At 69.2% G+C, this 24,208-nt stretch carries 19 protein-coding genes and 1 pseudogene; 11 read left to right on the top strand and 9 right to left on the bottom strand.

From position 1 onward, the window contains the following. Positions 1-15 precede the first annotated feature (15 nt). Positions 16-765: a diaminopimelate epimerase gene (gene dapF / locus G401_RS0133965; RefSeq protein ID WP_027345992.1), complete on the top strand. Its 750-nt coding sequence runs from the start codon at positions 16-18 to the stop codon at positions 763-765. Between the two features lie 578 nt (positions 766-1,343). On the opposite strand, the pseudogene G401_RS50315 reads toward dapF, so the two are convergent. Further along, positions 1,344-2,729 (bottom strand): annotated as a pseudogene (locus tag G401_RS50315) (malic enzyme-like NAD(P)-binding protein); the annotation flags it as partial. 162 nt (positions 2,730-2,891) lie between these two features. Here G401_RS50315 and hflX point away from each other — a divergent pair. Both hflX and G401_RS50310 read left to right on the top strand, forming a co-directional pair. After that, a complete protein-coding gene (gene hflX / locus G401_RS0133955; protein ID WP_027345991.1) occupies positions 2,892-4,322 on the top strand; it encodes a GTPase HflX in 1,431 nt (476 codons plus the stop codon). Positions 4,323-4,376: 54 nt separating this feature from the next. Next, positions 4,377-5,813: a hypothetical protein gene (locus G401_RS50310; RefSeq protein ID WP_157546687.1), complete on the top strand. Its 1,437-nt coding sequence runs from the start codon at positions 4,377-4,379 to the stop codon at positions 5,811-5,813. Between the two features lie 129 nt (positions 5,814-5,942). On the opposite strand, the gene lexA is transcribed toward G401_RS50310, so the two are convergent. Further along, entirely contained in the window at positions 5,943-6,617 is a 675-nt protein-coding gene (gene lexA, locus G401_RS0133945; protein WP_034593976.1) for a transcriptional repressor LexA, read from the bottom strand. Between the two features lie 529 nt (positions 6,618-7,146). Here lexA and nrdR point away from each other — a divergent pair. The 4 genes from nrdR to G401_RS0133925 all read left to right on the top strand — a co-directional run bounded on the left by nrdR (position 7,147) and on the right by G401_RS0133925 (position 12,465). After that, positions 7,147-7,617: a transcriptional regulator NrdR gene (gene nrdR, locus G401_RS0133940; protein ID WP_027345989.1), complete on the top strand. Its 471-nt coding sequence runs from the start codon at positions 7,147-7,149 to the stop codon at positions 7,615-7,617. A gap of 97 nt (positions 7,618-7,714) precedes the next feature. Then, the gene (locus G401_RS0133935) at positions 7,715-10,510 is read left to right on the top strand and encodes a vitamin B12-dependent ribonucleotide reductase (protein ID WP_034593969.1); all 2,796 of its coding nucleotides are present in this window, start codon (positions 7,715-7,717) and stop codon (positions 10,508-10,510) included. A gap of 825 nt (positions 10,511-11,335) precedes the next feature. Further along, positions 11,336-12,229 (top strand): DMT family transporter, encoded by an 894-nt coding sequence (locus tag G401_RS50305; protein ID WP_064741919.1) that lies wholly within the window; start codon positions 11,336-11,338, stop codon positions 12,227-12,229. Continuing rightward, a complete protein-coding gene (locus G401_RS0133925) occupies positions 12,226-12,465 on the top strand; it encodes a DUF5522 domain-containing protein (RefSeq protein WP_027345987.1) in 240 nt (79 codons plus the stop codon). The genes G401_RS50305 and G401_RS0133925 overlap by 4 nt, the downstream gene beginning before the upstream one ends. On the opposite strand, the gene G401_RS0133920 is transcribed toward G401_RS0133925, so the two are convergent. Then, positions 12,462-12,842 carry a VOC family protein gene (locus G401_RS0133920; protein ID WP_027345986.1) on the bottom strand — a complete coding sequence of 127 codons (381 nt, stop codon included), beginning with the start codon at positions 12,840-12,842 and terminating at the stop codon, positions 12,462-12,464. The two genes, G401_RS0133925 and G401_RS0133920, sit on opposite strands and share 4 nt — an antisense overlap. An 85-nt stretch (positions 12,843-12,927) precedes the next feature. Between G401_RS0133920 and lhgO the strand changes: the two genes are divergently transcribed. Genes lhgO through G401_RS0133905 form a run of 3 tightly spaced genes read left to right on the top strand, consistent with a single transcriptional unit; the run spans position 12,928 to position 15,619 of the window. Next, positions 12,928-14,106, top strand: coding sequence for an L-2-hydroxyglutarate oxidase (gene lhgO / locus G401_RS0133915; RefSeq protein WP_027345985.1), 1,179 nt, complete (start codon positions 12,928-12,930; stop codon positions 14,104-14,106). A gap of 60 nt (positions 14,107-14,166) precedes the next feature. Further along, positions 14,167-15,069 carry a TIGR03619 family F420-dependent LLM class oxidoreductase gene (locus G401_RS0133910; protein ID WP_027345984.1) on the top strand — a complete coding sequence of 301 codons (903 nt, stop codon included), beginning with the start codon at positions 14,167-14,169 and terminating at the stop codon, positions 15,067-15,069. Positions 15,070-15,085: 16 nt separating this feature from the next. Further along, positions 15,086-15,619: a hypothetical protein gene (locus tag G401_RS0133905; RefSeq protein WP_051367547.1), complete on the top strand. Its 534-nt coding sequence runs from the start codon at positions 15,086-15,088 to the stop codon at positions 15,617-15,619. A gap of 48 nt (positions 15,620-15,667) precedes the next feature. Here the strand turns inward: G401_RS0133905 and G401_RS0133900 are convergent, their stop codons facing one another. After that, positions 15,668-16,375, bottom strand: coding sequence for a metal-dependent transcriptional regulator (locus tag G401_RS0133900; RefSeq protein ID WP_027345982.1), 708 nt, complete (start codon positions 16,373-16,375; stop codon positions 15,668-15,670). A gap of 489 nt (positions 16,376-16,864) precedes the next feature. On the opposite strand from G401_RS0133900, the gene fxsT reads away from it, so the two are divergent. After that, the gene (gene fxsT, locus G401_RS0133895) at positions 16,865-20,074 is read left to right on the top strand and encodes an FxSxx-COOH system tetratricopeptide repeat protein (RefSeq protein ID WP_027345981.1); all 3,210 of its coding nucleotides are present in this window, start codon (positions 16,865-16,867) and stop codon (positions 20,072-20,074) included. 9 nt (positions 20,075-20,083) lie between these two features. Here the strand turns inward: fxsT and G401_RS0133890 are convergent, their stop codons facing one another. From G401_RS0133890 to G401_RS0133870, 5 genes are all read right to left on the bottom strand, one after another. Further along, on the bottom strand, positions 20,084-21,301 hold the full coding sequence (locus G401_RS0133890) for an HEXXH motif domain-containing protein (RefSeq protein ID WP_027345980.1): 1,218 nt from the start codon (positions 21,299-21,301) through the stop codon (positions 20,084-20,086). A 314-nt stretch (positions 21,302-21,615) separates the two neighbouring features. Then, positions 21,616-22,764 carry a TIR domain-containing protein gene (locus G401_RS53685; protein ID WP_051367545.1) on the bottom strand — a complete coding sequence of 383 codons (1,149 nt, stop codon included), beginning with the start codon at positions 22,762-22,764 and terminating at the stop codon, positions 21,616-21,618. Between the two features lie 3 nt (positions 22,765-22,767). After that, positions 22,768-23,211: a hypothetical protein gene (locus tag G401_RS0133880; RefSeq protein ID WP_027345979.1), complete on the bottom strand. Its 444-nt coding sequence runs from the start codon at positions 23,209-23,211 to the stop codon at positions 22,768-22,770. A gap of 105 nt (positions 23,212-23,316) precedes the next feature. Then, complete coding sequence (locus tag G401_RS0133875; protein ID WP_027345978.1) at positions 23,317-23,706, bottom strand: DUF3592 domain-containing protein; 390 nt, start codon at positions 23,704-23,706, stop codon at positions 23,317-23,319. 13 nt (positions 23,707-23,719) lie between these two features. Continuing rightward, entirely contained in the window at positions 23,720-24,208 is a 489-nt protein-coding gene (locus G401_RS0133870; RefSeq protein ID WP_157546686.1) for a DUF3592 domain-containing protein, read from the bottom strand.

The raw sequence follows: 24,208 nt of genomic DNA, 5'->3' as shown, positions 1-24,208 counted from the left end.
GCGGAACTGGGCGGCATCCCGTTCACCAAGGGCCACGGCACCGGCAACGACTTCGTCATCGTCGAAGGCGGCGTCGAACTGTCCCCGGAGCGCGTACGCGTGCTGTGCGACCGCCGCTTCGGCATCGGCGGGGACGGGGTGCTGCGCGTACTGCGCGACGGCGACCGGTTCTTCATGGACTACTGGAACTCGGACGGGTCGCTGTCGGAGATGTGCGGCAACGGCGTACGCGTCTTCGCCCGCTACCTGCTGGCGGCCGGCCACGTCCCGGCGGACGCCACGGAGATCCCGATCGCCACGCGGGCCGGTCTGCGGACCGCGTACGTGGACGGCGACCTGATCGAGGTCGACATGGGCCGGCCGGTGTTCCTCGGCGACTCCAAGGCCACGGTCGGCGGTGTGGTCTACGACGGCGCGGGCGTCTCGATGGGCAACCCGCACCTCGTCTGCCCGGTCGACGACGTGGCGCCCCTCGACCTCACCCGCGCACCCGCCTTCGACGGCGACTTCTTCCCCGAAGGCGTGAACGTCGAGTTCTCCCAGGTCCTCGGCCCCGACCACGTACGCATGCGCGTCTACGAGCGGGGCAGCGGCGAGACCCTGTCGTGCGGCACCGGCGCCTGCGCGGTGGCGGTCGCCCACCTCGACGGGCAGCCCGGCCGGGTGACGGTGGAAGTGCCCGGCGGAACCCTGGTCGTCACCCTCGCCGAAACGTGCCGCCTCGCCGGCCCGGCGGTCCTCGTCGCGACCGGCACCTTCCGCTAGCCGCGACCGACCGGCGTATCGCTCACCGCGGAGTCTGGTCACCGTTCCATCCCCGCGCTGCCCTGGACTTTGTCGCGACTGTCCGATATGGGTGGCTGGGTGGATCGGCTGGTGGGTGATCGTTCACGGCTGGGCCGCCCCGCCGTCGGCCTTGGCCCGTGATGCGGGAACGATCTTCCGTCATGCGGACACAGGACGCTGTTTTCCTGATCGTTTACGGCTGAGGTGTAAATCCGGCCCGATCTGCATGATCGATGACGCGTCAGGTGCAGCAGAAGCCGGTCAACGCGCTCCAGAATCGCAAACGATCATGCACCGAGTGGCCGTTTTACGCCTCAGCCGTAAAGGATCAAGAAAACAGCACCCGTCGGCGGTCCGCCGGGCGCACAAGTAGGACAGTCGAGACAAAGGCCGGGTGAGGGGTGAAACGGTGGCTGGGCGACGGTGAATGATGCGTCGCCCCACTCGCCTGGCAGTGGAGGCCCCCCGGGGCCGGAACGGTCTCCCGCGCGAGGAGCGGAGGTGAGATCGACGAACCCGGGAAATAATGATCTTGAATTTGAAGATTCTTATTGAGCTTTGCAGACCGCCGTGACCGCCGCCGCCACCGCTGGCGCGACCTTGGCGTCGAAGACGCTGGGGACGATGTAGCTGGCGTTGACCTTCTCCTCGCCGACCACGTCCGCGATCGCCTGGGCCGCCGCCAGCGCCATGTCCTCCGTGTACGCCGTCGCCTGCGCGTCCAGCATGCCGCGGAAGATCCCGGGGAACGCGAGCACGTTGTTGATCTGGTTGGGCTGGTCGGACCGGCCGGTGGCGACGACCGCCGCGTGCTTGCGCGCCTCGCGCGGGTCGACCTCGGGGTCGGGGTTGGCCAGGGCGAAGACGATCGCCTTGTCCGCCATCTGGGCGATGTCGTCGCCGGTGAGCAGGTTGGGCGCGCTGACGCCGATGAAGACGTCGGCCCCCTTGATCGCGCCGGGCAGGTCGCCGGCGTAGTTGCCCTTGTTGGTGTTCTCGACGAGCCACTGGTGGGTGCTGTTGAGGCCGGTCATGCCGCGGTGCAGCGCGCCCGCCCGGTCGTAGGCGATCACGTCGCCGACGCCCTGCTTGAGCAGCAGCTTCATGATGGCCGTGCCGGCGGCCCCGGCCCCGGAGACGACGACGCGGACGTCCTCGATGCGCTTGCCGACGACGCGCAGGGCGTTCGTGAGCGCGGCCAGGACGCAGATCGCCGTGCCGTGCTGGTCGTCGTGGAAGACCGGGATGTCGAGGAGTTCGCGCAGCCGGGCCTCGATCTCGAAGCAGCGCGGCGCCGCGATGTCCTCCAGGTTGATCCCCCCGTACGCCGGCGCGATGGCCCGCACGATGTTGACGATCTCGTCGGTGTCCTGGGTGTCGAGGACGATCGGCCACGCGTCGACGCCGGCGAACCGCTTGAACAGGGCCGCCTTGCCCTCCATGACGGGCAGCGACGCGGCCGGGCCGATGTTGCCCAGGCCGAGGACCGCGGAGCCGTCGCTGACCACCGCGACCGTGTTGCGCTTGATGGTCAGGCGGCGCGCGTCGGCCGGGTTCTCGGCGATGGCCATGCAGACCCGGGCCACCCCCGGCGTGTACGCGCGCGACAGCTCGTCACGCGTACGCAGGGCGACCTTCGGGCTGACCTCGATCTTGCCGCCGAGGTGGAGCAGGAAGGTGCGGTCGGAGACCTTGCGGACCTCGACCCCGTCGAGCCGGCCCAGCGCGTCGACGACCTGGTCGGCGTGCGCGGTGTCGGCGGTGTCGCAGGTGAGGTCGGCCACGACGCGTACATGGTCGGAATCGACGACGTCGAGGGCGGTGACGATGGCCCCGGCCTCGCCGACCGCGGTGGTGAGCCGGCCGATCGCGGACGAGTCCGCGGTCACCGCCACCCGGATCGTGATCGAGAAACCGGCGCTCGGGAGGCGACTGCTTGCCACTTCTGTCCCTTTCCTCACAATGTCTTCGACGCGGCCGCCATTCTCTCACCCCTTGGGAAACACCCGGGACGCCCGGGGTTAATGGGGGTGCGTCCGGGGCCCGGCCGTGCCACCCTGGAAGGCGAGGAGGACATTTTGACGAACTATCTTGCTGATCCGCTGGTGGAAGCCCCCACACACGAAGATGTCGATGACACGACGGGCGACCTGGACCTCGCGGAACGGCATGCTCTGCGTCGGGTCGCGGGGCTGTCCACCGAACTCACCGACATCACCGAGGTCGAATACCGCCAGCTGCGGCTGGAGCGCGTGGTGCTGGTCGGGGTCTGGACGACCGGGACGGTCACCGACGCGGAGAATTCCCTGACCGAGCTCGCCGCCCTGGCCGAGACCGCCGGTTCCCAGGTCCTGGAGGGCCTGATCCAGCGGCGCAGCCAGCCCGACCCCTCGACCTTCATCGGGCGGGGCAAGGTCGACGAGGTGCGATCGGTCGTCGAGGCCACCGGTGCCGACACCGTCATCTGCGACGGCGAGCTGTCGCCCAGCCAGCTGCGCTCGCTCGAGCAGCAGATCAAGGTCAAGGTCATCGACCGGACCGCGCTGATCCTGGACATCTTCGCCCAGCACGCGAAGAGCAAGGAAGGCAAGGCCCAGGTCGAACTGGCCCAGCTGCAGTACCTGCTCCCGCGTCTGCGCGGTTGGGGTGACGCGCTCTCCCGTCAATCCGGCGGTTCCGGCCGCGGTGGCGGTGCGGGTGGCGGCGTCGGCCTGCGCGGTCCCGGTGAGACCAAGCTCGAGACCGACCGTCGCCGGATCAACCAGCGCATCGCCAAGCTGCGCCGGGAGCTGTCCGCGATGCGTACGATCCGCGACACCAAGCGGGCGACGCGGCGGCGCAACTCCGTGCCGGCCGTCGCCATCGCCGGGTACACCAACGCGGGCAAGTCGAGCCTGCTCAACCGGCTCACCGGCGCGGGCGTGCTGGTCGAGGACGCGCTGTTCGCGACCCTGGACACGACCACCCGGCGGGCCGCCGCCGCGGACGGCCGCGTCTACACGCTGTCCGACACCGTCGGCTTCGTCCGGCATCTGCCCCACCACCTGGTGGAGGCGTTCCGGTCGACGCTGGAGGAGGTCGCCGAGGCCGACCTGGTCGTGCACGTCGTGGACGGGGCCCACCCCGACCCCGACGAGCAGGTCCGCGCGGTCCGCGAGGTTCTCGCCGAGGTCGGCGCGGACAAGCTGCCCGAGCTGCTGGTCGTGAACAAGGTCGACGCCGCGAACGAGGAGACCCTGCTGCGGCTCAAGCGGGAATGGCCCGGCGCGATCTTCGTGTCGGCCCACTCCGGCGCCGGCATGGCGGAGCTCAAGGCCGCGGTCGAGGCCCGGCTCCCGCGTCCCGCCGTCGAACTCGTCGTACGCCTGCCGTACGACCGCGGCGACCTGGTGACCCGCGTCCACCTGCGCGGTGAGGTGATGCGTACCGAGCACGACGAGGTGGGCACCTGGCTGCGGGCACGGGTCGACGCCGATCTCGCGGGCGAACTCGCGCCGTACGTGATCACCGAAAGTCACGAGAACGTCTCGGCATAGTGATATAGAGCCGCGGGTTCCCGTCGCGATGACGAGACGTGCGAGACTTGCCCGATGCGGCGAGTGACGACCACGGTCATCGCGGCGGGGGCCGCCCTTCTGGCGAGCATCTCCCCGGCGATGGCGGACCCCAGCCCCGCGGCTCAGGCGCCGGCACTGGGTAAGAAGGTGTGCTCCATCAGCGACGCGAAGCTCGGTGAGATCAGCGGCCTGCTCGCTACCTCCACCGGCTACCTCGCCGTCAACGCCGGCGCCGACCAGGAGCCCGAGACCCACAAGAAGATCTTCGCGATCAGCTCCGCCTGCAAGGTGACCGGCACCATCGCGTTCGCCAGCGGATCCCGGTCGCCGCAGGACATCGTGCGCGGCAAGGACGGCGCGATCTGGGTGGCCGACACCGGCGAGGGTGACAAGGACCGCACCAGCGTCGTGCTGTGGAAGGTTCCCGAGAGCGGCAGCGGCACGGCCGCGCTCTACCGGTTCACGTACCCCGAGGGCGACCGGCACGACGCGAAGGCGCTGCTGGTCGGCGGGGACGGGCTGCCGATCATCGTCACGTTCGAGACCAACGCCACCGCGCTGCTGTACACCCCGTCGGCGACGCCGGCCGCGGGCGCGAGCGTACCGCTGAAGCAGGCCGGCAAGATCAGCATCCTGCCGACGGTCACCGAGAACGTGCTGGGCGGATTCGGCCGCAAGGGTTTCGTCGGCGGGGCGGTCTCACCCGACGGTTCCAAGGTCGTTCTGCGTACGCAGGCGGACGCGTACGAGTGGGACGTCACGGGCGGCGATGTGCTGAGCGCGGTGAAGGCCGAGCCCCGCGTCACGGGCCTGCCGATGGAGCCGCTCAGCGAGGCCATCACCTACAGCGCCGACGGCTCGAAGCTGATCACGGTCACCCGGCTCGACCGGGCCGGCCAGGCGGACAAGAGCATCACGACGTCGTCCCTGCTCAGCTACACGCCGACGACCAAGCAGTACGTCGCGCCGCCGACCGTGAAGGCCAGCGCGGGCGACGGCTGGTTCACGAAGTGGTGGAAGGGCCTGTCGCTCTCCCAGGCGTACGCGTTGCTGGCGGGCATCGGTTTCGTGGGTCTGATCGTGATGCTGATCGGCATCTACGGCATGGTGACCGGTAAGAAGAAGCGGCAGAAGGCGCTGACGGCGGCCAAGAAGGCGAAGCGGCGCGAGGAAGAGCTGGAGCCGGCGGGCGTCGGCGCGGGCGGCATGTACGGCGAGCCGGCCGGCGGTGGCGGCGTGTACGGCGAGCCGCGCGGCAACGTCTACGGCGGCGGCGGTGGGGGTGGCGGCCAGGGGCGCGGCAACGTCTACGGCGGCAACGACCACGGCAACGGCGGCGGGTACGCCGAACCGGGCTGGAACCCGCCGCAGCAACAGCAGTATCCGCCGCAGAACTACCCGCCCCAGAACTACCCGCCGCAGCAGCAGCAGTATCCGCCGCAGGACCAGAACTGGAACGGCGGCTACTGACCGGCCGCACGCGAGACGGATTGAGACCACGAGACGGACATACGTAGAGCGCGCGACCGGATCTCCGGCCGCGCGCTCTATTTATTACGGCTTCATGCATTACGGCTTCGACTGGTGTTGCGGCTTCGACTAGACCCGGCGCATGACGGCGACGACCTTGCCCAGGATGGTGGCTTCATCGCCGGGGATCGGCTCGTACGCGGCGTTGCGGGGCATGAGCAGCACGTGGCCGTTGCGCTTGCGATAGGTCTTCACGGTCGCCTCGCCGTCGATCATCGCCGCGACGATGTCCCCGGAGTCGGCGGTCGGTTGCTGGCGCACGGCGACCCAGTCGCCGTCGCAGATGGCAGCCTCGATCATCGAGTCGCCCTTGACCTGCAGCAGGAAAAGCGTGCCCTCGCCGACCAACTCGCGGGGCAACGGAAAGACATCCTCCACGGACTCCTCGGCCAGGATCGGGCCGCCGGCCGCGATGCGACCGACGACGGGTACGTAGGCAGGAGTGGGGCGGAGCTGGCCGAGCAGTTCGGGGTCGCCCTCGGAGGGCGGCCGGACGTCGACCGCGCGCGGCCGGTGCGGGTCGCGCCGCAGGTAGCCCTTGCGCTCGAGTTCCTTCAGCTGGTACGCCACGCTGGACGGGCTGACGAGGCCGACGGCGTCCCCGATCTCACGGACCGTGGGCGGGTAGCCCTTCTGCTCCATCCAGGCCCGGATGGTGTCGAGAATGCGCCGCTGGCGGGCGGTGAGTTCCGGTCCGGCGTTCAGATCGGCGGCCGAGGCGGAGATCGACGCCACGGCTCTCATGGCGCTCTTGGGTTGCTTCTCGGTCCCCATTCGGGCCACTCCTGTTGTACTAGTCGGGAAGCTGCGCAATGGCGAGCGGACCATCGATGACCCGGGGAGAAGTCCGGATCTCGCGGCGATGTCCCGTCGCGCTGCCGGCGCGTGTCAACGGTCCTGAGGCCGGGTGGCCTTCAAACAGTTGTACGACGCGTGTCGGTCTCGTCATCGTACGGTTGTTCTGGTATAGCTTCAAGCCTTCCGGGATATGGCGCGCCGGAAGGAGTGAACCCCGTCGTTCATCAGCTGTCCGTGACGGCCGGTGAGCGCGGCGTGCTGAGACCTCCGACACGCGCGCGGCACGGCGTGTTCAGCTTGCGTGAAGCCTCCGAGAGGCATAAGTTCAACCCAACATCTTGTGGTGGTCGGCGGAGCCAACATCTATAGATGGTGACGGCTTCGCAACATCAGTGACCTATGTCATCGCCGGACGGCGGCCTTTCCGGGCTGCCGGTCGGCCGGTGGCGTGTGCCTCAGGGGAGGGTGATTCGTCGTGCGCTGCCCGTATTGCCGGCATTCCGACTCGCGGGTCGTCGACTCCCGTGAGGCCGAGGACGGGAAAATCATCCGTCGGCGGCGTCACTGTCCGGAGTGCGGCAAGCGGTTCACGACGGTCGAGGAGGCGATCCTGGCGATCGCCAAGCGTTCCGGCGTGACCGAGCCGTTCAGCCGCGACAAGATCATTTCCGGCGTACGCAAGGCGTGCCAGGGCCGACCGGTCGACGACGACAAGATCGCCCTGTTGGCGCAGCGGGTCGAGGAGACCATCCGCGCGCTGGGACTGGCGGAGGTGCCCTCGCAAGAGGTCGGCCTCGCCATCCTGCAGCCGCTCCAGGAGCTGGACAAGGTGGCGTACCTGCGATTCGCGAGCGTCTACCGGGACTGGTCCCTGGAGGACTTCGAGCGCGAGATCGCCGCCCTCCGCGCGCAGCCGGCGACGTCGCCGGCCGACGCGGCGACGTAGGGCGTACCGGACATATGGCGCAGCCGGAAGGCTTGGCGCAGCGAATAAGCACCACCGTTCGTTTGTTGATCAGAATGATGCCGGAGGGGGCCTGAGCATGGCGGGACGTACGCGCACGGCGGGGTTGAAGGTGGAGCGGGTCTGGACGACCCCGGGGGTCCACCCGTACGACGAGGTCGCGTGGGAGCGCCGCGACGTCGTGATGACGAACTGGCGGGACGGCTCGATCAACTTCGAGCAGCGCGGCGTGGAGTTCCCCGATTCGTGGACCATCAACGCCACCAACATCGTCACCACCAAGTACTTCCGGGGCGCCGTCGGCACGCCCGAGCGCGAGTGGAGCCTGCGCCAGCTGATCGACCGCGTGGTGCAGACCTACCGCAAGGCCGGCGAGGAGCACTCCTACTTCGCGACCGCCGCCGACGCCGAGGTCTTCGAGCACGAGCTGACCTGGATGCTGCTGCACCAGATCTTCAGCTTCAACTCGCCGGTCTGGTTCAACGTCGGCACCAGCAGCCCGCAGCAGGTCTCCGCGTGCTTCATCCTGTCGGTCGACGACTCGGTCGACTCCATCATGGACTGGTACAAGGAGGAGGGGCTGATCTTCAAGGGCGGCTCCGGCTCCGGCATCAACCTGTCGCGCATCCGCGCCAGCCGTGAGCTCCTGTCGTCCGGCGGCACCGCCTCCGGCCCGGTGAGCTTCATGCGCGGCGCCGACGCCTCGGCGGGAACCATCAAGAGCGGCGGCGCCACCCGGCGCGCGGCGAAGATGGTCATCCTCGACGTCGACCACCCGGACGTGGAGGACTTCATCGCGACCAAGGCGCGCGAGGAAGACAAGATCCGTGCGCTGCGCGACGCCGGGTTCGACATGGACCTCGGCGGCTCCGACATCATCAGCGTCCAGTACCAGAACGCCAACAACTCCGTACGCGTCAACGACGAGTTCATGCGCGCGTACGAGGAGGGCAAGTCGTTCGACCTCATCGGACGGCTGGACGGCCGTGTGATCGACACCGTCGACGCCAAGACGCTGTTCCGCAAGCTGGCCCAGGCCGCCTGGGAGTGCGCCGATCCCGGCATCCAGTACGACGGTGTGATCAACGACTGGCACACCTGCGCGGAGACCGGCCGGATCACGGCGAGCAACCCGTGCTCGGAGTACATGCACCTGGACGACACCTCGTGCAACCTGGCCTCGCTCAACCTGATGAAGTTCCTGCAGAAGGACGGCGCCTTCGACATCGAGAAGTTCGTCAAGTCGGTCGAGTTCGTGATCACCGCGATGGACATCTCGATCTGCTTCGCCGACTTCCCGACCAAGAAGATCACCGAGAACACGCGGGCCTACCGCCAGCTCGGCATCGGGTACGCCAACCTCGGCGCCCTGCTCATGGCCTCCGGCCTGCCCTACGACTCGGACGGCGGCCGCTCGGTCGCCGCGGCGATCACCGCGCTGATGACGGGTGCGGCGTACCGGCGCTCCGCCGAGCTGGCCGGCGTCGTCGGCCCGTACGACGGCTACGCCCGCAACGCCGAGCCGCACCAGCGCGTCATGCGCAAGCACGCGGCGGCGGCCGACGAGATCAAGCCGGTCGGCAAGGTGGCCCAGGCAGTCGCCAAGGAGGCCGTGAAGCAGTGGCAGCTCGGCAACAAGATCGGCGAGAAGCAGGGCTGGCGTAACTCGCAGGCCAGCGTCCTCGCCCCGACCGGCACCATCGGCTTCATGATGGACTGCGACACGACCGGCGTGGAGCCGGACCTGGCGCTGGTCAAGTTCAAGAAGCTGGTCGGCGGCGGCTCGATGCAGATCGTCAACCAGACCGTGCCGCGCGCCCTGCGCTCCCTGGGCTACCAGGAGGAGCAGGTCGAGGCGATCGTCGAGTACATCGGCCAGCACGGCCACGTCGTGGACGCGCCCGGCCTCAAGGCCGAGCACCTGTCGGTCTTCGACTGCGCCATGGGCGAGCGGGCCATCTCCCCGATGGGCCACGTGCTGATGATGGCGGCCATCCAGCCGTTCATCTCCGGCGCGATCTCCAAGACCGTCAACATGCCGGAGTCGGCGACGGTCGAGGACGTCGAGCGGATGTACTACGACGGCTGGAAGCTCGGCCTCAAGGCGCTCGCGATCTACCGCGACAACTGCAAGGTCGGCCAGCCGCTCTCGGTCGGCAAGAAGGCCGCCGACAAGGCCGACAAGGCCGAGGCCGCCACCGCGCCCGCGCCGGTCGTCGAGAAGGTCGTCGAGTACCGCCCGGTCCGCAAGCGCCTGCCGAAGAAGCGCCCGTCGCAGACGGTCTCCTTCGCGGTCGGCGACGCCGAGGGCTACCTCACCGCCTCGTCCTACCCGGACGACGGCCTCGGCGAGGTCTTCCTCAAGATGTCCAAGCAGGGCTCGACCCTCGCCGGCGTCATGGACGCGTTCTCCGTGGCCATCTCGATCGGCCTGCAGTACGGCGTACCGCTCGAGACGTATGTCAGCAAGTTCACCAACATGCGCTTCGAGCCGGCGGGCATGACCGACGACCCGGACATCCGGATCGCCAACTCGGTCATGGACTACATCTTCCGCCGCCTCGCACTGGACTTCCTGCCCTACGAGCGCCGCGCCGAGATCGGCATCTTCACCGCCGCCGAGCGGGCCGCGCAGCTGCGGGCCGAGGAGGAGGGCGTCGCGTACGAGGCGCCGGCTCCGGCCGAGAAGCCCGTGGTGAAGGCTCCGGAGACGGTTGCCGCGCCCAAGAGCGTCGGGTCCTCGACCGAGCTGCTCGAAGTGGTGCTCGGGACGTCGGCGGACGCGCCGCTCTGCTTCACCTGCGGCACGAAGATGCGGCCGGCGGGCAGCTGCTACGTCTGCGAAGGCTGCGGATCCACCAGCGGCTGCAGCTGAGAGTCTTGTTGCACAGGGGGTCGGCGTCAGCCGGCCCCCTTCTTTCATTCAGCTCAAGAACTTCAAGATCAAGATCAAGATCCCTTTGTCCCGGGTTCGTCGATCTCACCTCCGCTCCTCGCGCGGGAGACCGCTCCGGCCTCTCCGCTGCGCTCCGAGGCCTCCACTGCCAGCACAGTGGGGCGAAGCATCCTTCACCGCGGATCTGTTGCGCTTGCACCCCTTCGTTTCCTTATGCCTGCTGGCTTTGTCTCGACTGGCCTATATAGGGGCGGTGCTGGTCGGCCGGGGTGGTGATCGATTGCGGTTGAGCTGTCGTTTCCGGGGTTTCCCCTTGATCGAATGCGGCTCAGCTGCGGCCTTGCGGCCATTCCCGCATGCGACCCGCATTCGATCAAGGCGTTCCGCCCGGAACTACATCCCGACTGCTTTCGATGTTGTCGGTGCATCCGTCAAGATCTGTCCCGGTGCCAGCGGGCTCCGAATCGGACACTCTCGAAATGACATCGCAGCCGCATTCGATCGCCACCCCGGACGAGCATCGAGGCCTTGGATCGGACAGTCGGGACAAAGGCGAACCTGGGGGCGGCTGGGCGGAGGTGAGATCGACGAACCCGGGACACAATAATCTTGATGACTTTGATCTTGAGTTTGAGTCCGCGCACCGAGGCCGCCTAGAGTGTTCGGCATGGCTCGTACCATCATTTCGCCGCCGGTTCGCTGAGCGCGGGCGGCACCCGTCTCCTACCCGGCTGATACGGCCGGGTGGTTTGTCGTCGCCTGCGAATACGCGGTCCTGACGGCATTCCATTGTGGAGATAAGTGATGAGTACGCAGACCGCCGCCCTTCAGCGCGGCGGATTCAGGATGGGCGTCTTCTTCGTGACGGTGGCCGCCGTCGCGTGGGGCGTGGGCGGCATCGTGGCCGCCGTCCTCTACAAGTCCAGCGGGCTGGGTCCGCTGGCGGTGTCCTTCTGGCGGGCGGCCTTCGGCGTCGTGGTCCTCGCCGGCGTCCAGGCGGTACGCCGCAAGCCCATGGCCATGAAGCTCGACTGGCCGACGATCGTGGTCGGCCTCGGCGTGGGCGTCTACCAGAGTGCTTATTACGGTGCCATCGCCCAGGCCGGGGTGTCCGTCGGGACGGTCGCGACTCTGGGCGCATGCCCCGTCATGGTGGCGCTCGGCAGTTCGGTGTTCCTGCGCGAGCGGCTGCGGACGCGTACGGGGGTGGCGATCGGGGTGGCCGTGGCGGGCCTGGTTCTGCTGGTCGGCCGCCCCGGCGCGGTCGGGCCCCATCCTGTGCTCGGGGTCGGCCTCGCGCTGCTGTCGGCGGCCGGGTACGCCCTCGTCACGCTGGTCACCCGGGCACGCAAGGAGAGTGTCGCCGACGAGCTCGGCGGGACGCTGGCGGCCTTCTATGTGGCGACCGTGTGCCTGCTGCCGTTGGCCGCGGTCGAGGGCATCGTGCCGAGGGCGCATCTGCCGGCGACGGTCGGCTGGCTACTCTTCCTCGGTGCCGTGCCGACCGCTCTCGCGTACGCCCTCTTCTTCGTGGGACTGAAGGCGGTGCCGGCGACGTTGGCGTCGGTGATCGTGCTGGTGGAGCCGGTGAGCGCGCTGGCGCTCGCGGTGGCGCTGCTGCATGAGCGCCTGGCGTGGACGGCGGTCGTGGGAGCGGCGCTGATGCTGGGCGCGGTGTTCGCCATAGGGAAGGACTGAGCATGGAGCGCAAGCCGCTCGCGGGCCGGCGGCTCGACGAACCGCACCCGGGGCGGCTTGCGCTCGATCATCCGCGGCGGGCGGAGATCCTGGCGCGGCACCGCGCGGCGCTGGACCGGGACGAGGCCGGGTACGCCGACCCCGACACCGGCCTGTTCGTGCTGTCCGCGGGTTTCCTGGCCCGGCGCGGAACGTGCTGCGGCCGCGGGTGCCGCCACTGCCCCTATGAGGATTAGTGCCCGGCGTCTTCCCAGAGGCACGTGAGGTTCCCCTCGGTGTCCCGGAAGTACGCGGTGAATCCCATGTCGCCCACGGCCTGGCGCTCGACGACGGTCGAGCCGCCGAGCCGTCCGATCGTCTCCAGTGAGCTGGCGATGGAGTCGACCCTGATCGTGATGAGCGGGCCGGCGAACGGACCCTCCCGCGACACCATGCCGCCGTTGATCGCGCCCGGTTCGATCGGACCCTTGTCGCCGCTGGGTGTGGTCGTGACGAGCGTGTAGTCCATCTGCGGATACTCGTCGAACTTCCAGCCGAAGGCCTCGCCGTAGAAGGCGCGGGCCCGGGTGATGTCCTCGGCCGGCACCTCGAAGTGCACCACTTCTCCACTCATGAGTGTCAGCGTAGGAGGTCTGGCCTGCGGATCTGACGGGTTCGTGACAGTTGGTCCGGCCGGGGCGGGGCCGTATATTGCCACGGTGACGCGGTACGTGGTGATCGGGGCGGGCATCGTCGGCTTGGCCGTCGCCCGCAGGCTGCTGTTGGACCCCTCGACCGGGGCCGAGGTGACGGTCGTCGAGAAGGAGGCCCGCCCGGGCGCCCATCAGACCGGCCACAATTCCGGCGTTCTCCACGCGGGGGTGTATTACGCCCCGGGCAGTCTCAAGGCCCAGCTCTGCCGGGCCGGCGTCAACATGATGATCGACTTCTGCGACGAGCACTCGATCGACTACCTGATCACCGGCAAGCTCATCGTCGCCACCGACGAGTCGCAGCTGACGGCGTTGCGTACGTTGGAGGAACGGGCGCGCGCCAACGGCATCACGGCCCGCTCCATCACGCCGCACGAGGCCCGCGAGATCGAACCGCATGTCGCCTGCGTCGGCGCGCTGCACGTGCCGTCCACCGGCATCGTCGACTACGGCCAGGTCGCCGTGGCGATGGCCGAGGACGTGCGCAAGCTCGGCGGCGAGGTCAGGCTGGGCGCCGCGGTCACGGGCATCGCCGCCGACACCGTCCAGACCACCGCCGGCGACGTGCGCTACGACGTTCTCATCAACTGCGCCGGCCTGTACGCCGACCGCATCGCGGTCCTCGCCGGGGTGCACCCGCCGGCCCAGATCATCCCGTTCCGGGGGGAGTACGCGCAGCTGAAAGCGGGGCGTACGGACCTGGTGAAGGGGTTGATCTACCCCGTCCCGGATCCCCGGTTCCCGTTCCTCGGCGTCCACCTGACCCGGATGATCGACGGAACCGTGCACGCCGGACCCAACGCCGTGCTGGCCCTCGCCCGGGAGGGCTACTCCTGGGGCAAGGTGAACGTACGCGAGTTCGCCCAGTCCGTACGCTATCCCGGCCTGCGGCGGCTGGCCCGCGCGTACTATCGCGAAGGCACCGCGGAGGTGCTGCGTTCGTTGTCGCGCAAGAGGTTCGCGGCGAGCGTCGCGAAGCTGATGCCGGAGATCTCGGCCGCGGACCTGGAACCGGCCGGCGCCGGCGTACGCGCCCAGGCGATCCGGCCGGACGGCCGCCTGGTGGACGACTTCCTGATCGTCCGGGCGGACCGGCAGATCCACGTGCTGAACGCGCCCTCGCCGGCGGCGACCAGCTCGCTCGCGATCGCCCAGCACATCGTCGAGAAGATGGTCTCCGTCTGAGGCCGCCAACGGGCCGCGGATGATCCGGGAGACAGGCCCTAGGGGCTTAGGCTGAGGCTCATGAAGCTTGGCGTGGGACTGCCCGTCTCCGGGACCTGGGCGACTCCGGACCGCATCCAGCAGGTCGCCGTACGCGCGGAGGAACTCGGCTACGACAGCCTGTGGACCTTCCAGCGCCTGATCGCCGCCGAGACCTTGGAGCCGCAGTACCGCAGCGTGCTGGACGGCATCGTCCCGCTGGCGTTCGTCGCGGCCACGACGTGGCGGATCCGGCTCGGCGTGGCGATCGTCAACATGCCGTTCGTGTCGCCGGTCGTGCTGGCCAAGCAGTGCGCGACCCTGGACATCCTGTCCAACGGCCGGCTCGACACCGGTCTCGGCGTGGGCTGGTCGGCCGACGAATTCCAGGCCACCGGCGCGAATCTGGCCGAACGCGGTCCTCGTGCGGCCGAGTACGTCTCGGTTCTGCGTACACTGTGGACGGAGAAGCATCCCGAGCATGAGGGGCGTTTCTACTCGATTCCGCGTACGACCTTCGAACCCAAGCCGGTGCAGGCGCGCATCCCGATCCTGCTCGGCGGCACGGCCCCGGCCGCTCTGCGCCGCGCCGGGCGGATCGCCGACGGCTGGGTCTCCTCCAGCCGGGCCGACCTGGACGCGCTGCGTACCGGGGTGGCGACCGTCCGGCAGGCCGCCGAGGAGGTCGGCCGCGACCCGGAGACGCTGCGCCTGGTCTGCCGCGGCGCCGTGAAGGTACGCCCGGCCTCCGCCGACCGCGCCCCGCTCAGCGGCAGCATCGAGCAGATCCGCGAGGACCTCGCCGTCGTCGAGGAGATCGGCATCACCGAGTTCTTCTTCGACCTCAACTTCGACCCGGAGATCGGCTCGCCCACCGCCGACCCCGAAGCGTCGATGGCCGTCGCCCGAGAGGTACTCGACGCCTTCGCACCAGGCCGGTTGTAGTGCTACCTTGCTCCGCGTGCGCCTCGGACCCCTCGCCGTCGCGGCGGTGCTGCTGCTCGCGGTGACCGGCTGCGGTCCCGACCTGCCCGCGCCCACGCCCGCGCCGGAACCGCCCGTCCGGCCCGCCGCCCTCGCCGGCGGCGCGTGCCAGCTCGTCGACTTCGCCACCTTCGACAAGGTCCTCGGCGACCACTACACGGTCGCCGCGGCGGCCAAGAACAACAAGACCAACACCTGCGTCGTACGCACGGAGCAGGCCGCGTACCCGGAAGTGTCGGTGTCGGTCACGCCGTCGAAGGTCGACACCTCGGTCTTCGGCGACGTCGTCAAGCCGAAGGCGGCCAAGGCCGTCGCGGGAGTGGGCAGGTCCGCGTACCTGCTGACGACGGCCGCCAAGGGCGACCTGGGGCCGATCCTGGAGGTCGGCTGGCTCACGGGGGACGCGCGGCTGTTCATCGTCCATTGGACGCTCCCGGCCGGAGCCGACCCGGCGGCGGCCGAGCCCAAGGTGGTCGCGCTCGCCAAGGAACTGGACAAGTCAAGCCTGTGAAGGACAAAAGCCCCGGGGATGATCCCCGGGGCTTTGACGTGTGCTTCCCTACCGGGCGGTGACGAACACGCGGGAGGCGACCTCGCGGGGCAGGCGCACCTGCTCGCCGGAGCGGTCGATCGTGACGCCGTCGCGCTCCTGGGCCACGGTGACGGTCGCGCCCGGGTCGACCCCGGCCGCGTGCAACTGGCGCAGAACCTCCGCGTCCGTCTGCACGCTCTCGCAGATCCGCCGCACGATCACCGATCCGGTGAGCCCCGGGAAGGCAAGGTTGCGCTCGGCGTCGCTGGAGGCCGCCGGGGGCGCGCTGTCGAGCGCGGAGAGGCCCGGAATCGGGTTGCCGTAGGGCGAGCGGGTCGGCCGGTTCAGCAGTTCGTAGACCCGCTTCTCGACGGTGTCGCTCATGACGTGCTCCCACCGGCAGGCCTCTTCGTGGGCCTCCTCGTAGGGCATGCCGATCACGTTCACCAGCAGCAGTTCGGCGAGACGGTGCTTACGCATGACCGCGACCGCGTGCTCGCGGCCGTCCTCGGTCAGCTCCAGATGCCGGTCGCTCTCCACGATGTTGAGCAGACCGTCGCGCTCCATCCGGGCGACGGTCTGGCTCACGGTCGGCCCGCTCTGGTGCAGCCGCTCGGCGATACGCGCGCGCAGCGGGGGAACACCTTCCTCTTCCAGCTCGAGGATGGTGCGAAGGTACATCTCGGTGGTGTCCACGAGATCATGTTTGTGAACTGTCGCCGCCTGCTGCCGCATAGTCAGTGAACCCGCCCCGGCCTGGAGGAATCTGTAAGCAGAGCCAAGGGTACCCGTACCGGCCGACAAGAAGGGCAACCAGAGCCTCTCCGGAACAAGGCGCATGGCGGGCGGCCCGATTCCCGCGCCGCCCCTCGGTGTGATCGCGTTCACGGTGGATGCGCGAACTCAGCTGATCATGCTTCGCGATCCGGTCCGGACGGCTGCCGGAATACCTCGGCGGGGGGAAGGTGATCTTCGGTCGCATGTGGATAAACTTCGGCGGGAAGAGCCGCTGTCGCCCGGGTCGCGGACTCGCCGGGGTGTGCCGCCGACCGGACCGGGAGATGGGGGTCGCTCGATGGATGTGCCGGGCGCCGGATCGCGGTTGAATGGTTGTGTGTCGCCGCTCATCGATAGCTCCTGGCCCGAGTCGCTGGACCGGCTTCCGGACGCCGTGCGCCCACGGCCGGCCGTGAGTGGGGCGGTGCGCGTATGAGCCAGTTTCGCATGAGGTCGACGCTTCTGCAGCAGGTGTGCGACTCCCTGCTGACGATTTCCGCGTTCCGCCAGGAGAAGACCCGTACGCTCTATCTGAACCTGCTGGAGAGCGAGCTCGGTGTGGGGCTGGCTCCGGAGCGGCATCAGGAGCCGCAACTTGATCTGCTGAGCATCATCCTGGCGTATGAGCAGTCGTCGCGGGACCTGACGGGCCTCACCCGGGTGGCGAGGAACCTCTTTCCCAGGATGAACTCCCTGGCGAAGACCGAACGGCTGCTCGTGCGCTGGGAGTGCGAGGTCGACCTGCTGGAGATCCTGCCCGATCTCGACCAGGACGACGTGCTGGCGGCGGCCGGTGCGGTCGCGGACGGCCGGTTCCGGTCCGACCATCCGCTGGTGAAGATCACGGAGTCGATCGGCTGGGAGCACTCGGAGCGGTGGGGTGTGGCGGCCATGCTCGCTTTCGCCGACTGCCTGAGCCATGCAATGGACGGTCCGCAATGGGACGAAGACCGGACTCGACTGCAGGCGTGGGTGGCCCGAGTGGCACTGCGACTGGGAGTGAACGAGGCCCAATTGGCCGACGCCCGCTCCTACACCGCACGCCACTACCAGGAGCTTCGTCCGTTAATCAATGACGTATCAATTCTCGATAGCGATGATCCGGAGCCGGACGTGCGGAAAACAATCATCATCGAATCGGCGTCCCCGCAGATCGTGGCGGAGTCGGCCATTCGGGGCGGCATTCCCGCCCGTAATCCGAACTTCACCGGTCGCCACGAGATCCTGGATCGGCTCGAGGTGGCGCTGCTCGCCGAGCGGCGGGCGTCCGTGCTGCCGGAGGCGACTCTGCACGGCTTCGGCGGCGTCGGAAAGACTCAGATCGCCATCGAGTACGTTTATCGTCATGTCGACGATTATCAATTGATCTGGTGGGTGCCGGCCGAGGACCAGTCGACCGTCCGCTCCTCCCTGTCCGCCCTGGCCGGCCGCCTCGGAACACCGATCGGCCAGACCATGGACCAGACCGTCCGCGGCGTCCTGGACGCGCTCGCGTACACGACCGAGCTGAAGTGGCTGCTGGTCTACGACAACGCGGCCGAGCCGACCAGCCTCGACGATCTGATCCCCACCTCGGGCGGGCACGTGATCGTCACCTCGCGCGACCCCGGCTGGGCGGTCACCACCTCGGCGACGCTGCAGGTCGACGTCTTCACCCGGGCCGAGAGCAAGGAACTGCTGCAGCGCCGGCGCCCCGAGATCTCCGACCGGGACGCCGACCGGCTCGCCGAGCAGCTGGGCGACCTGCCGCTGGCGCTGGAGCAGGCGGCCAGCTGGCTGATCACCACCATGACCTCGGTCGACGACTACCTCAAGGAGTTCGACCGCAAAGCCACCGACCTGCTCGACGACGGCCGCCCCCGGCAGTACCCGACCACCGTCCTCACCCTGGTCGGCATGGCGCTCAGCCGGCTGCGCGAGAAGTCCGAAGGCGCCGCGAAACTGCTGGAACTGCTCGCGTACCTGGGGCCGGAGCCGATTTCCACGACGCTGCTCTGGTCCGGCCGCAGCGGTGACATCAGCGAACCCCTGCGCAGCCTCCTGCAGGAGCGCAACGACATCGCCCGCGCCGTACGCGAACTCGGCCGCTTCGGCCTCGCGAAGGTCGAGATCGCGAGCAAGAAGCTGCAGGTGCACCGCCTCATCCAACGCGTGCTGCGGGAAGAGCTGACGGAGGAGCGGCGGGAAGAGGCCCAGCGCAACGCCCGCCAGCTGCTGGCCGCCGCGAACCCGGGCCCGCCGGACGACCGCTCGACCTGGGAACGGCACGCCGAGATCTATCCGCACATCGGGCCGGCCGGACTCATCGACGGCGAGATCGACAGTCGGCGTACGCTGCTCGACCAGGTGCGGTACCTCTACAACATCGGCGACCTCGAAGGGTCGCGGGCGCTGGCGGAGGAGATCCTGCTGCGCTGGAACCGCCCGGTCGAGGAAGGCGGCCTCGGCAGGAACGACGGCCTGACCCTGCTCGCGCTGCGCCGCCATGCCGACACTCTGCGGGTCATGAACGAGTTCGCCCAGGCCCGGGAGGAGACCGAGCGCGCGTTCGAGGCGATGCGCGACGCCCTCGGCGAGGACCACGAGTACACCATCGGCGCGGCGAACAGCCTCGGTGCGGACCGCCGCATCGCCGGGCGGTTCGAGGAGGCCCAGGCGCTCGACGAGCAGTATCTCCAGATCTGCCAGGACAATCTGGGTGAAGGTGATCCCGCGACGATCCGCGCGCTGAACTCCGTCGCCCTCGATCACTACGTCCTCGGGGACTACCAAAGCGCCTACGAATCCGATGTCGAGTCCGCCCGGCAGGCGCGCATCGCACTCGGCGAGGGCGACGCGCTGACCTACTTCGCCCTTTCCATGCAGGCCCGCGACCTCAACGGCCTTGGCCGCTATGCCGAGGCTCTCCAGCTGCAGCAGCGGGTACTGCCCGCCCACATCGAGCTACTCGGCCCGTACCACGGGGCTGTGCTGCTGGCCCAGAACCATGAGGCCGCGGCCCTGCGCAAGGTCGGTCGCCTGGACGAGGCGCTGGCCCGGTCCCGCGAGAACTACCGCAGCAGCAGCACCCGGTTCGGGGAGAAGCATCAGTTCACGCTGATCTCGACGGTGACGTATGCGAACGCGCTCCGGACGATCGGCGACTTCGCCAACGCGTTCAGCCTGTCCACGACCGCCCTCAACGGCTTCACCGACCTCTACGGCGCCGAGTATCCGCTGACGCTCGCGGCGGCGGTCGACACGGCGATCGTGCACCGCGCGCAGGGCAACGACATGGATGCCCGAGAACTGGACGAGCGGACGCTGGAGATCATGCGGCGGGTGCTCCCGTCGAATCATCCCTACTTGCTCTCCCTGCTGAGCAACTATGCGATCGACCTGGTCCGCGCGCATCAGCTCGCCGATGCACGCACGCTGACCCAGCAGGTCCTGGAGGCAGCGACCGTCCGTCGGGGGGCGCTGCATCCATACACCTTGCACGCCGCGACGAATCATGCCCTCCTGCTGATCGATCTCGGTGAGAAGAAGGAAGGGACGGCGCTGCTCGCGGACAACATCGCTGCCCTCGAGCGGGTGCTCTCCAAGAATCACCCCGAGGTCGAGGGCGCCCGGCGGCATCGGCGGGCGGAGTGCGACATCGATTCGTCGACGGTGTGACCGCTGCGCTCAGGCGTGACGCTCATGCCAGACAGACTCCAGGCGCTGGAGCTCCTTCCTGGCGTGAGCGTCGTGTACGGCGTCCACCGGTGTCGCGTTGTGCTCCGCCGCGGTCCGGGCGACGGCGGCCACGAAACGCCGGCCGGCCTCCGTGAGCCCAGCGGCATCGTGTACCTGCTCGAGCGCGCGCCAGACCTGGGCGCGCAAGGTGGCGAACTGAAGGGCCGCACGCGGCTGCTCGGCCGGGGCAGCCATGAGGTCCCGCCACCAGCCAGCCACCGACAGGAAGGCGTAGATTCCCTGCAGGAGCCCGCCGAGGGGCCGCGGATCCGGCCGCCACGGAGCGAAGTAGAGCTCGTTGCCGGCGGGATCGTACAGCGGCAGCAACGCGTGCAGCGCGCTCAGCTTGCTGTGCTGGAACTCGTGGATCATGGTCGCGGCGAACGCGGCCGGGTCGGTCTGCGGCGACATGCCGAAGCCGCCGTAGGCCTCCTGATGGCTGGCGCTGACACCGGCCATCAGGTTGGCTGCCAACGGTGTCAGGACCGTGAGTCCGGCCGCGAGTTCGTCCGCCCGCGCAGGTGCGTATGCGGTGAGCAGTTCCCAGGCCGACGAGAGCACGGCTTGGGTGCGGCGGACAAAGTCGTCCGGATTGTGAGGAGCGACGCCGTAGGAGAGGCATTGCCGGAACGGATCGAGATCGTCGAGCGTCAGGGAGAGGTTGCGTCCGCCCGCTGACACCGTGACCGACTTGAGGCCGAACCAGTCGGGGCCGTTCAGATCCTTCGCTGTCAGTCGCCGCTCGTCCTGCCCCAGGCCGCGAAGCTCGCCGAGGCCCGGCACGGTGATCTTGCCTGACTGGGGCGCAACGCTGACCACGCCCGTCAGTTCGGCCCGCGAGGCCGCCGCCAGCGCCAGCCCTCGCCCATAGTCGACATCCGCCTGCCGTGGCTCGGCGGCGGCCCGCTGCAGCCACACCGCCGTCCAGGGGTACGCGATCAATCGGGCGACCGCGCCGGGGTTCTCCCAGTCGGCGGCGACGAGGATCTCCTTGACATCGTCGAGGTCCGGTCGTTCCGCGAAGAGCCGGGCCAGAAACAGCTTCGAGCGGCTGACCCGCGTACGGCCAAGGAGATCGAGGCTCGCCGGGTCGCTGCCGCCGGCGGCTAGTGCTGCGAATGGCCCGTCGGTGGCGCGGAGGGAACCTCCGGAAGAAAGCTGTTCCATCCGAGCGAAGTCTCCAATCGGCCGTCGATCGCCGCGATCAATCGTTCGGCGCAGGCCAGGAGTTCCGCGTTCGATCCCGACAGCAGATCAGCGAGGCGCGACGCCGCCACGTCGGGTACGTCGTTGTGTGCGAGATCCTCGGTCGTGGGCGTGTCCATCCTGCAGCCTCCCGCTACGCCCGCCCATGTCCGCGGCCGCCTGCGCGTACCGGCATGGTGACAGATCGGCGTCTCTTACAAGCATACGTGTAGATATGTAGTTCCCCAAGCACCGTGCGTACTGACCGAGGCTCTGACCATCCACATAGCTGTCGGCTATTCGCCTGCTGTCCAGTCGGCGTATCCGACGGGTGGGGTGCCGGGCAGAGGGGCCGCTGCCGGTACGCGTACCGCATCGAGCACTCCCGCGACCGCTGTGGCGAGTTCGTCGAGGGCGACGGCGTACAGGCGGGGGTGGCGGCTCAGCAGCCCGTGCAGCCCTTCCGCCTGGTACGCCTCGGCTGTCCGCGGATGCCGTGGGGCGAACATGGGCTGCCGGCGGATCGCCGAGGGCAGTGTCTTCCGGTCGACTGGCGACCACAGGACGGGCACGATCGCGGCACCTGGTGCTGCGGGGCCGCCCGTGGTCGCGTAGGCCGGACGGTCGGCGAAGGCCGCCCATTCGCGGGCGCAGAAGGCGCTGCGCACGTAGCGGGGGGAGATGAGCGGCAGGAGGCTCTGACTGCTCGCGATGGCCCGGAGTATGCCGGGATTCCAGAGGTCGGTGCCGGTGGCGGGAAAGTCGATGTAACCCTGGCCGACGTCGGGGCGGGTGCCGAGGGACAGTGACCGGGACAGGGCCGCGAAGAAGGCCCCCTCGCGTGGCGGTCCCGGTACGGACGACGGGCGCGCGTAGCTGACATAGAACGCGGGGGGTCGCAGCGTGCCGGTCAGTGTCCCGACGGTGGGCGGGAGGTCGCCGCGGATCGCCCCATCGATGATGCCGGCCAGCCGGCCGCCGTGCGCCGGCACGGCCGGATCGGGCTCGGGGCCGGCGCCGGGCCAGGCGGCGGTGGTCGGGCGAGGGCGGTGTGGGTGGGCGGCGGCCAGGAGTCGGCGGCGGGCGGCGGCCGGGCCGACGCCGACGAAGTCCACGTAGACGCGGGTCTGGAGCAGGCCGGTGCCGGTGACCGGGGCGATCCGGACAGGCAGGAGTTTTCGCAGCTCGCCGGTGGGGTCCTGGGCGAAGAAGCTGCGCCACTCCGCCTCGGCCATGGCCGAGGCGAGGTAGTCCGGGCTGAGCACCGCGATGAGGCGGCCCGAGGTCCTGAGAGCTTGCTGCATCTCGTGGGCGAAGTCGGTGCCGGGCCGGAAGTCGAACGACTGGACGACCGTCGTGTAGCCCGCCGCCTCCAGCGTGACCGCGATCCACTCCGCCCACTGCCGGTCCGCGGTGGCGTGGCTGATGAAGAAATCCCTGCCCATCCGTCAGACCGCGAGGATCACGACCGCGAGCACCGCGCCGAACACCGCGATCGCCAGGTGCAGGCCGGTCCAGAGCCAATGCAGGCGTACGCGGTGCAGCAGGGGGTGCCGCCGGTAGTGGTCTTCGCGCTGCTCGTCGAGGTGGGGGTCGTCGGCCAGCGCGCCGAGTTCCTTGAGCGTCCGCGTCAGGGCGCGGGCCTGCTGGAGATGGTAGGAGGCCCGCTCGTGGTACTTGGCCACGGCGAGCGCGCCGTACAGGCCGAGGGCGGCGATGAGCAGGGCCGCCGGGAGGGTGACGAGGGCGAAGCGCTGGGCGGCGATGAGGCCGGTGAGGCCGGCGGTGATGACGAGCAGGTAGTTCGTGAGCACGGACCGCTGGTCCTCGGACTGGCGGAACTGCTGCCGGTGCTCGGTCCAGTAGGCCAGGACCACCTCGGGTGTGCTCATGCCGTGTGTTCTCCCGCCAGGTCGGTGTCGACGAGTGGACCGGATCCAGGGTGACCGTCCGGTGTGGAGTGAGGCAATCGGGTGTGCGGTGGAAACCGGAGGGCGTCAGCCCAGGGCGATCGCGAAGACCACCAGGGTGACGAGCAGCAGCGTGCCGGTGAAGAGGTGCCCGGCCGCGGCCGTACCTTCGCCGGGGCCGTCGACGACCTCGACGCGGTCCGGCCGTTCGGGGCGGTACCGGACGATCACCGCCGCGCCGCGCGGGTACGCCGACCGCCGGCGTACCGGGCCGAGGACGCGGACGCGCTGGCCGTTCGCGGCGCGGTAGACGATCACCGGCCGGTACCGGACCCGGCCGAGATGGCCGGAGCGGAACTGGCTCTCGACGATGGTTCCCGGCGACTCGTGGCCGCCGTGCAGGCGCAGCGAGCGCAGCAGCCGCTTGAGGCCGATCGACAGCAGGAACAGGGCGACGACCGCCCAGACGATCGCCACGACGCCGAGTACGTCAGCACCCGAGACAGGAGGGGACACCACCCCTCGCATTCCACACGACGAACGCGATGATCGCGATGCCGAAGGCGGCGAAGACGAGTCCGCCGAGCACGCGGGGCATGCCTCCGGAGCCGGCGCCGGGGCCGGAGACGATCTCGAACTCGGTGGGCGTGTCGGGGTTGTAGCGCAGCTTGACGGGCGTACCGGTGACGAACGAGCGGTTCGACTCGACCGGACCGGTCGCCTTGACCTCGGCGCCGGTACGCGTACGGAACTCGATGACCGGGAAGAAGACCTGGTAGGAGCGGCGGTGGCCGTTATTGTTCGAGTGGCGGGTCTCGGTGACGGTTTCGACGATCGTGCCGTCGGCCTCGAAGCCGTCCTCCCGCAGGCGCCGGGACCGGCGGATGCGCAGGAGTCCGGAGCCCACCAGGACCAGTGCGACCACGCACAGGAAGCCGACGATGAGGTAGACGAAAATCGAGATGTTGGGGGCCACCAT

Source organism: Hamadaea tsunoensis DSM 44101 (assembly GCF_000428945.1).
Classification (GTDB): Bacteria; Actinomycetota; Actinomycetes; order Mycobacteriales; family Micromonosporaceae; genus Hamadaea; species Hamadaea tsunoensis.
The sequence above is the reverse complement of the archived record's forward strand: the minus strand, read 5'-3'. Positions and strand labels throughout refer to the sequence as shown.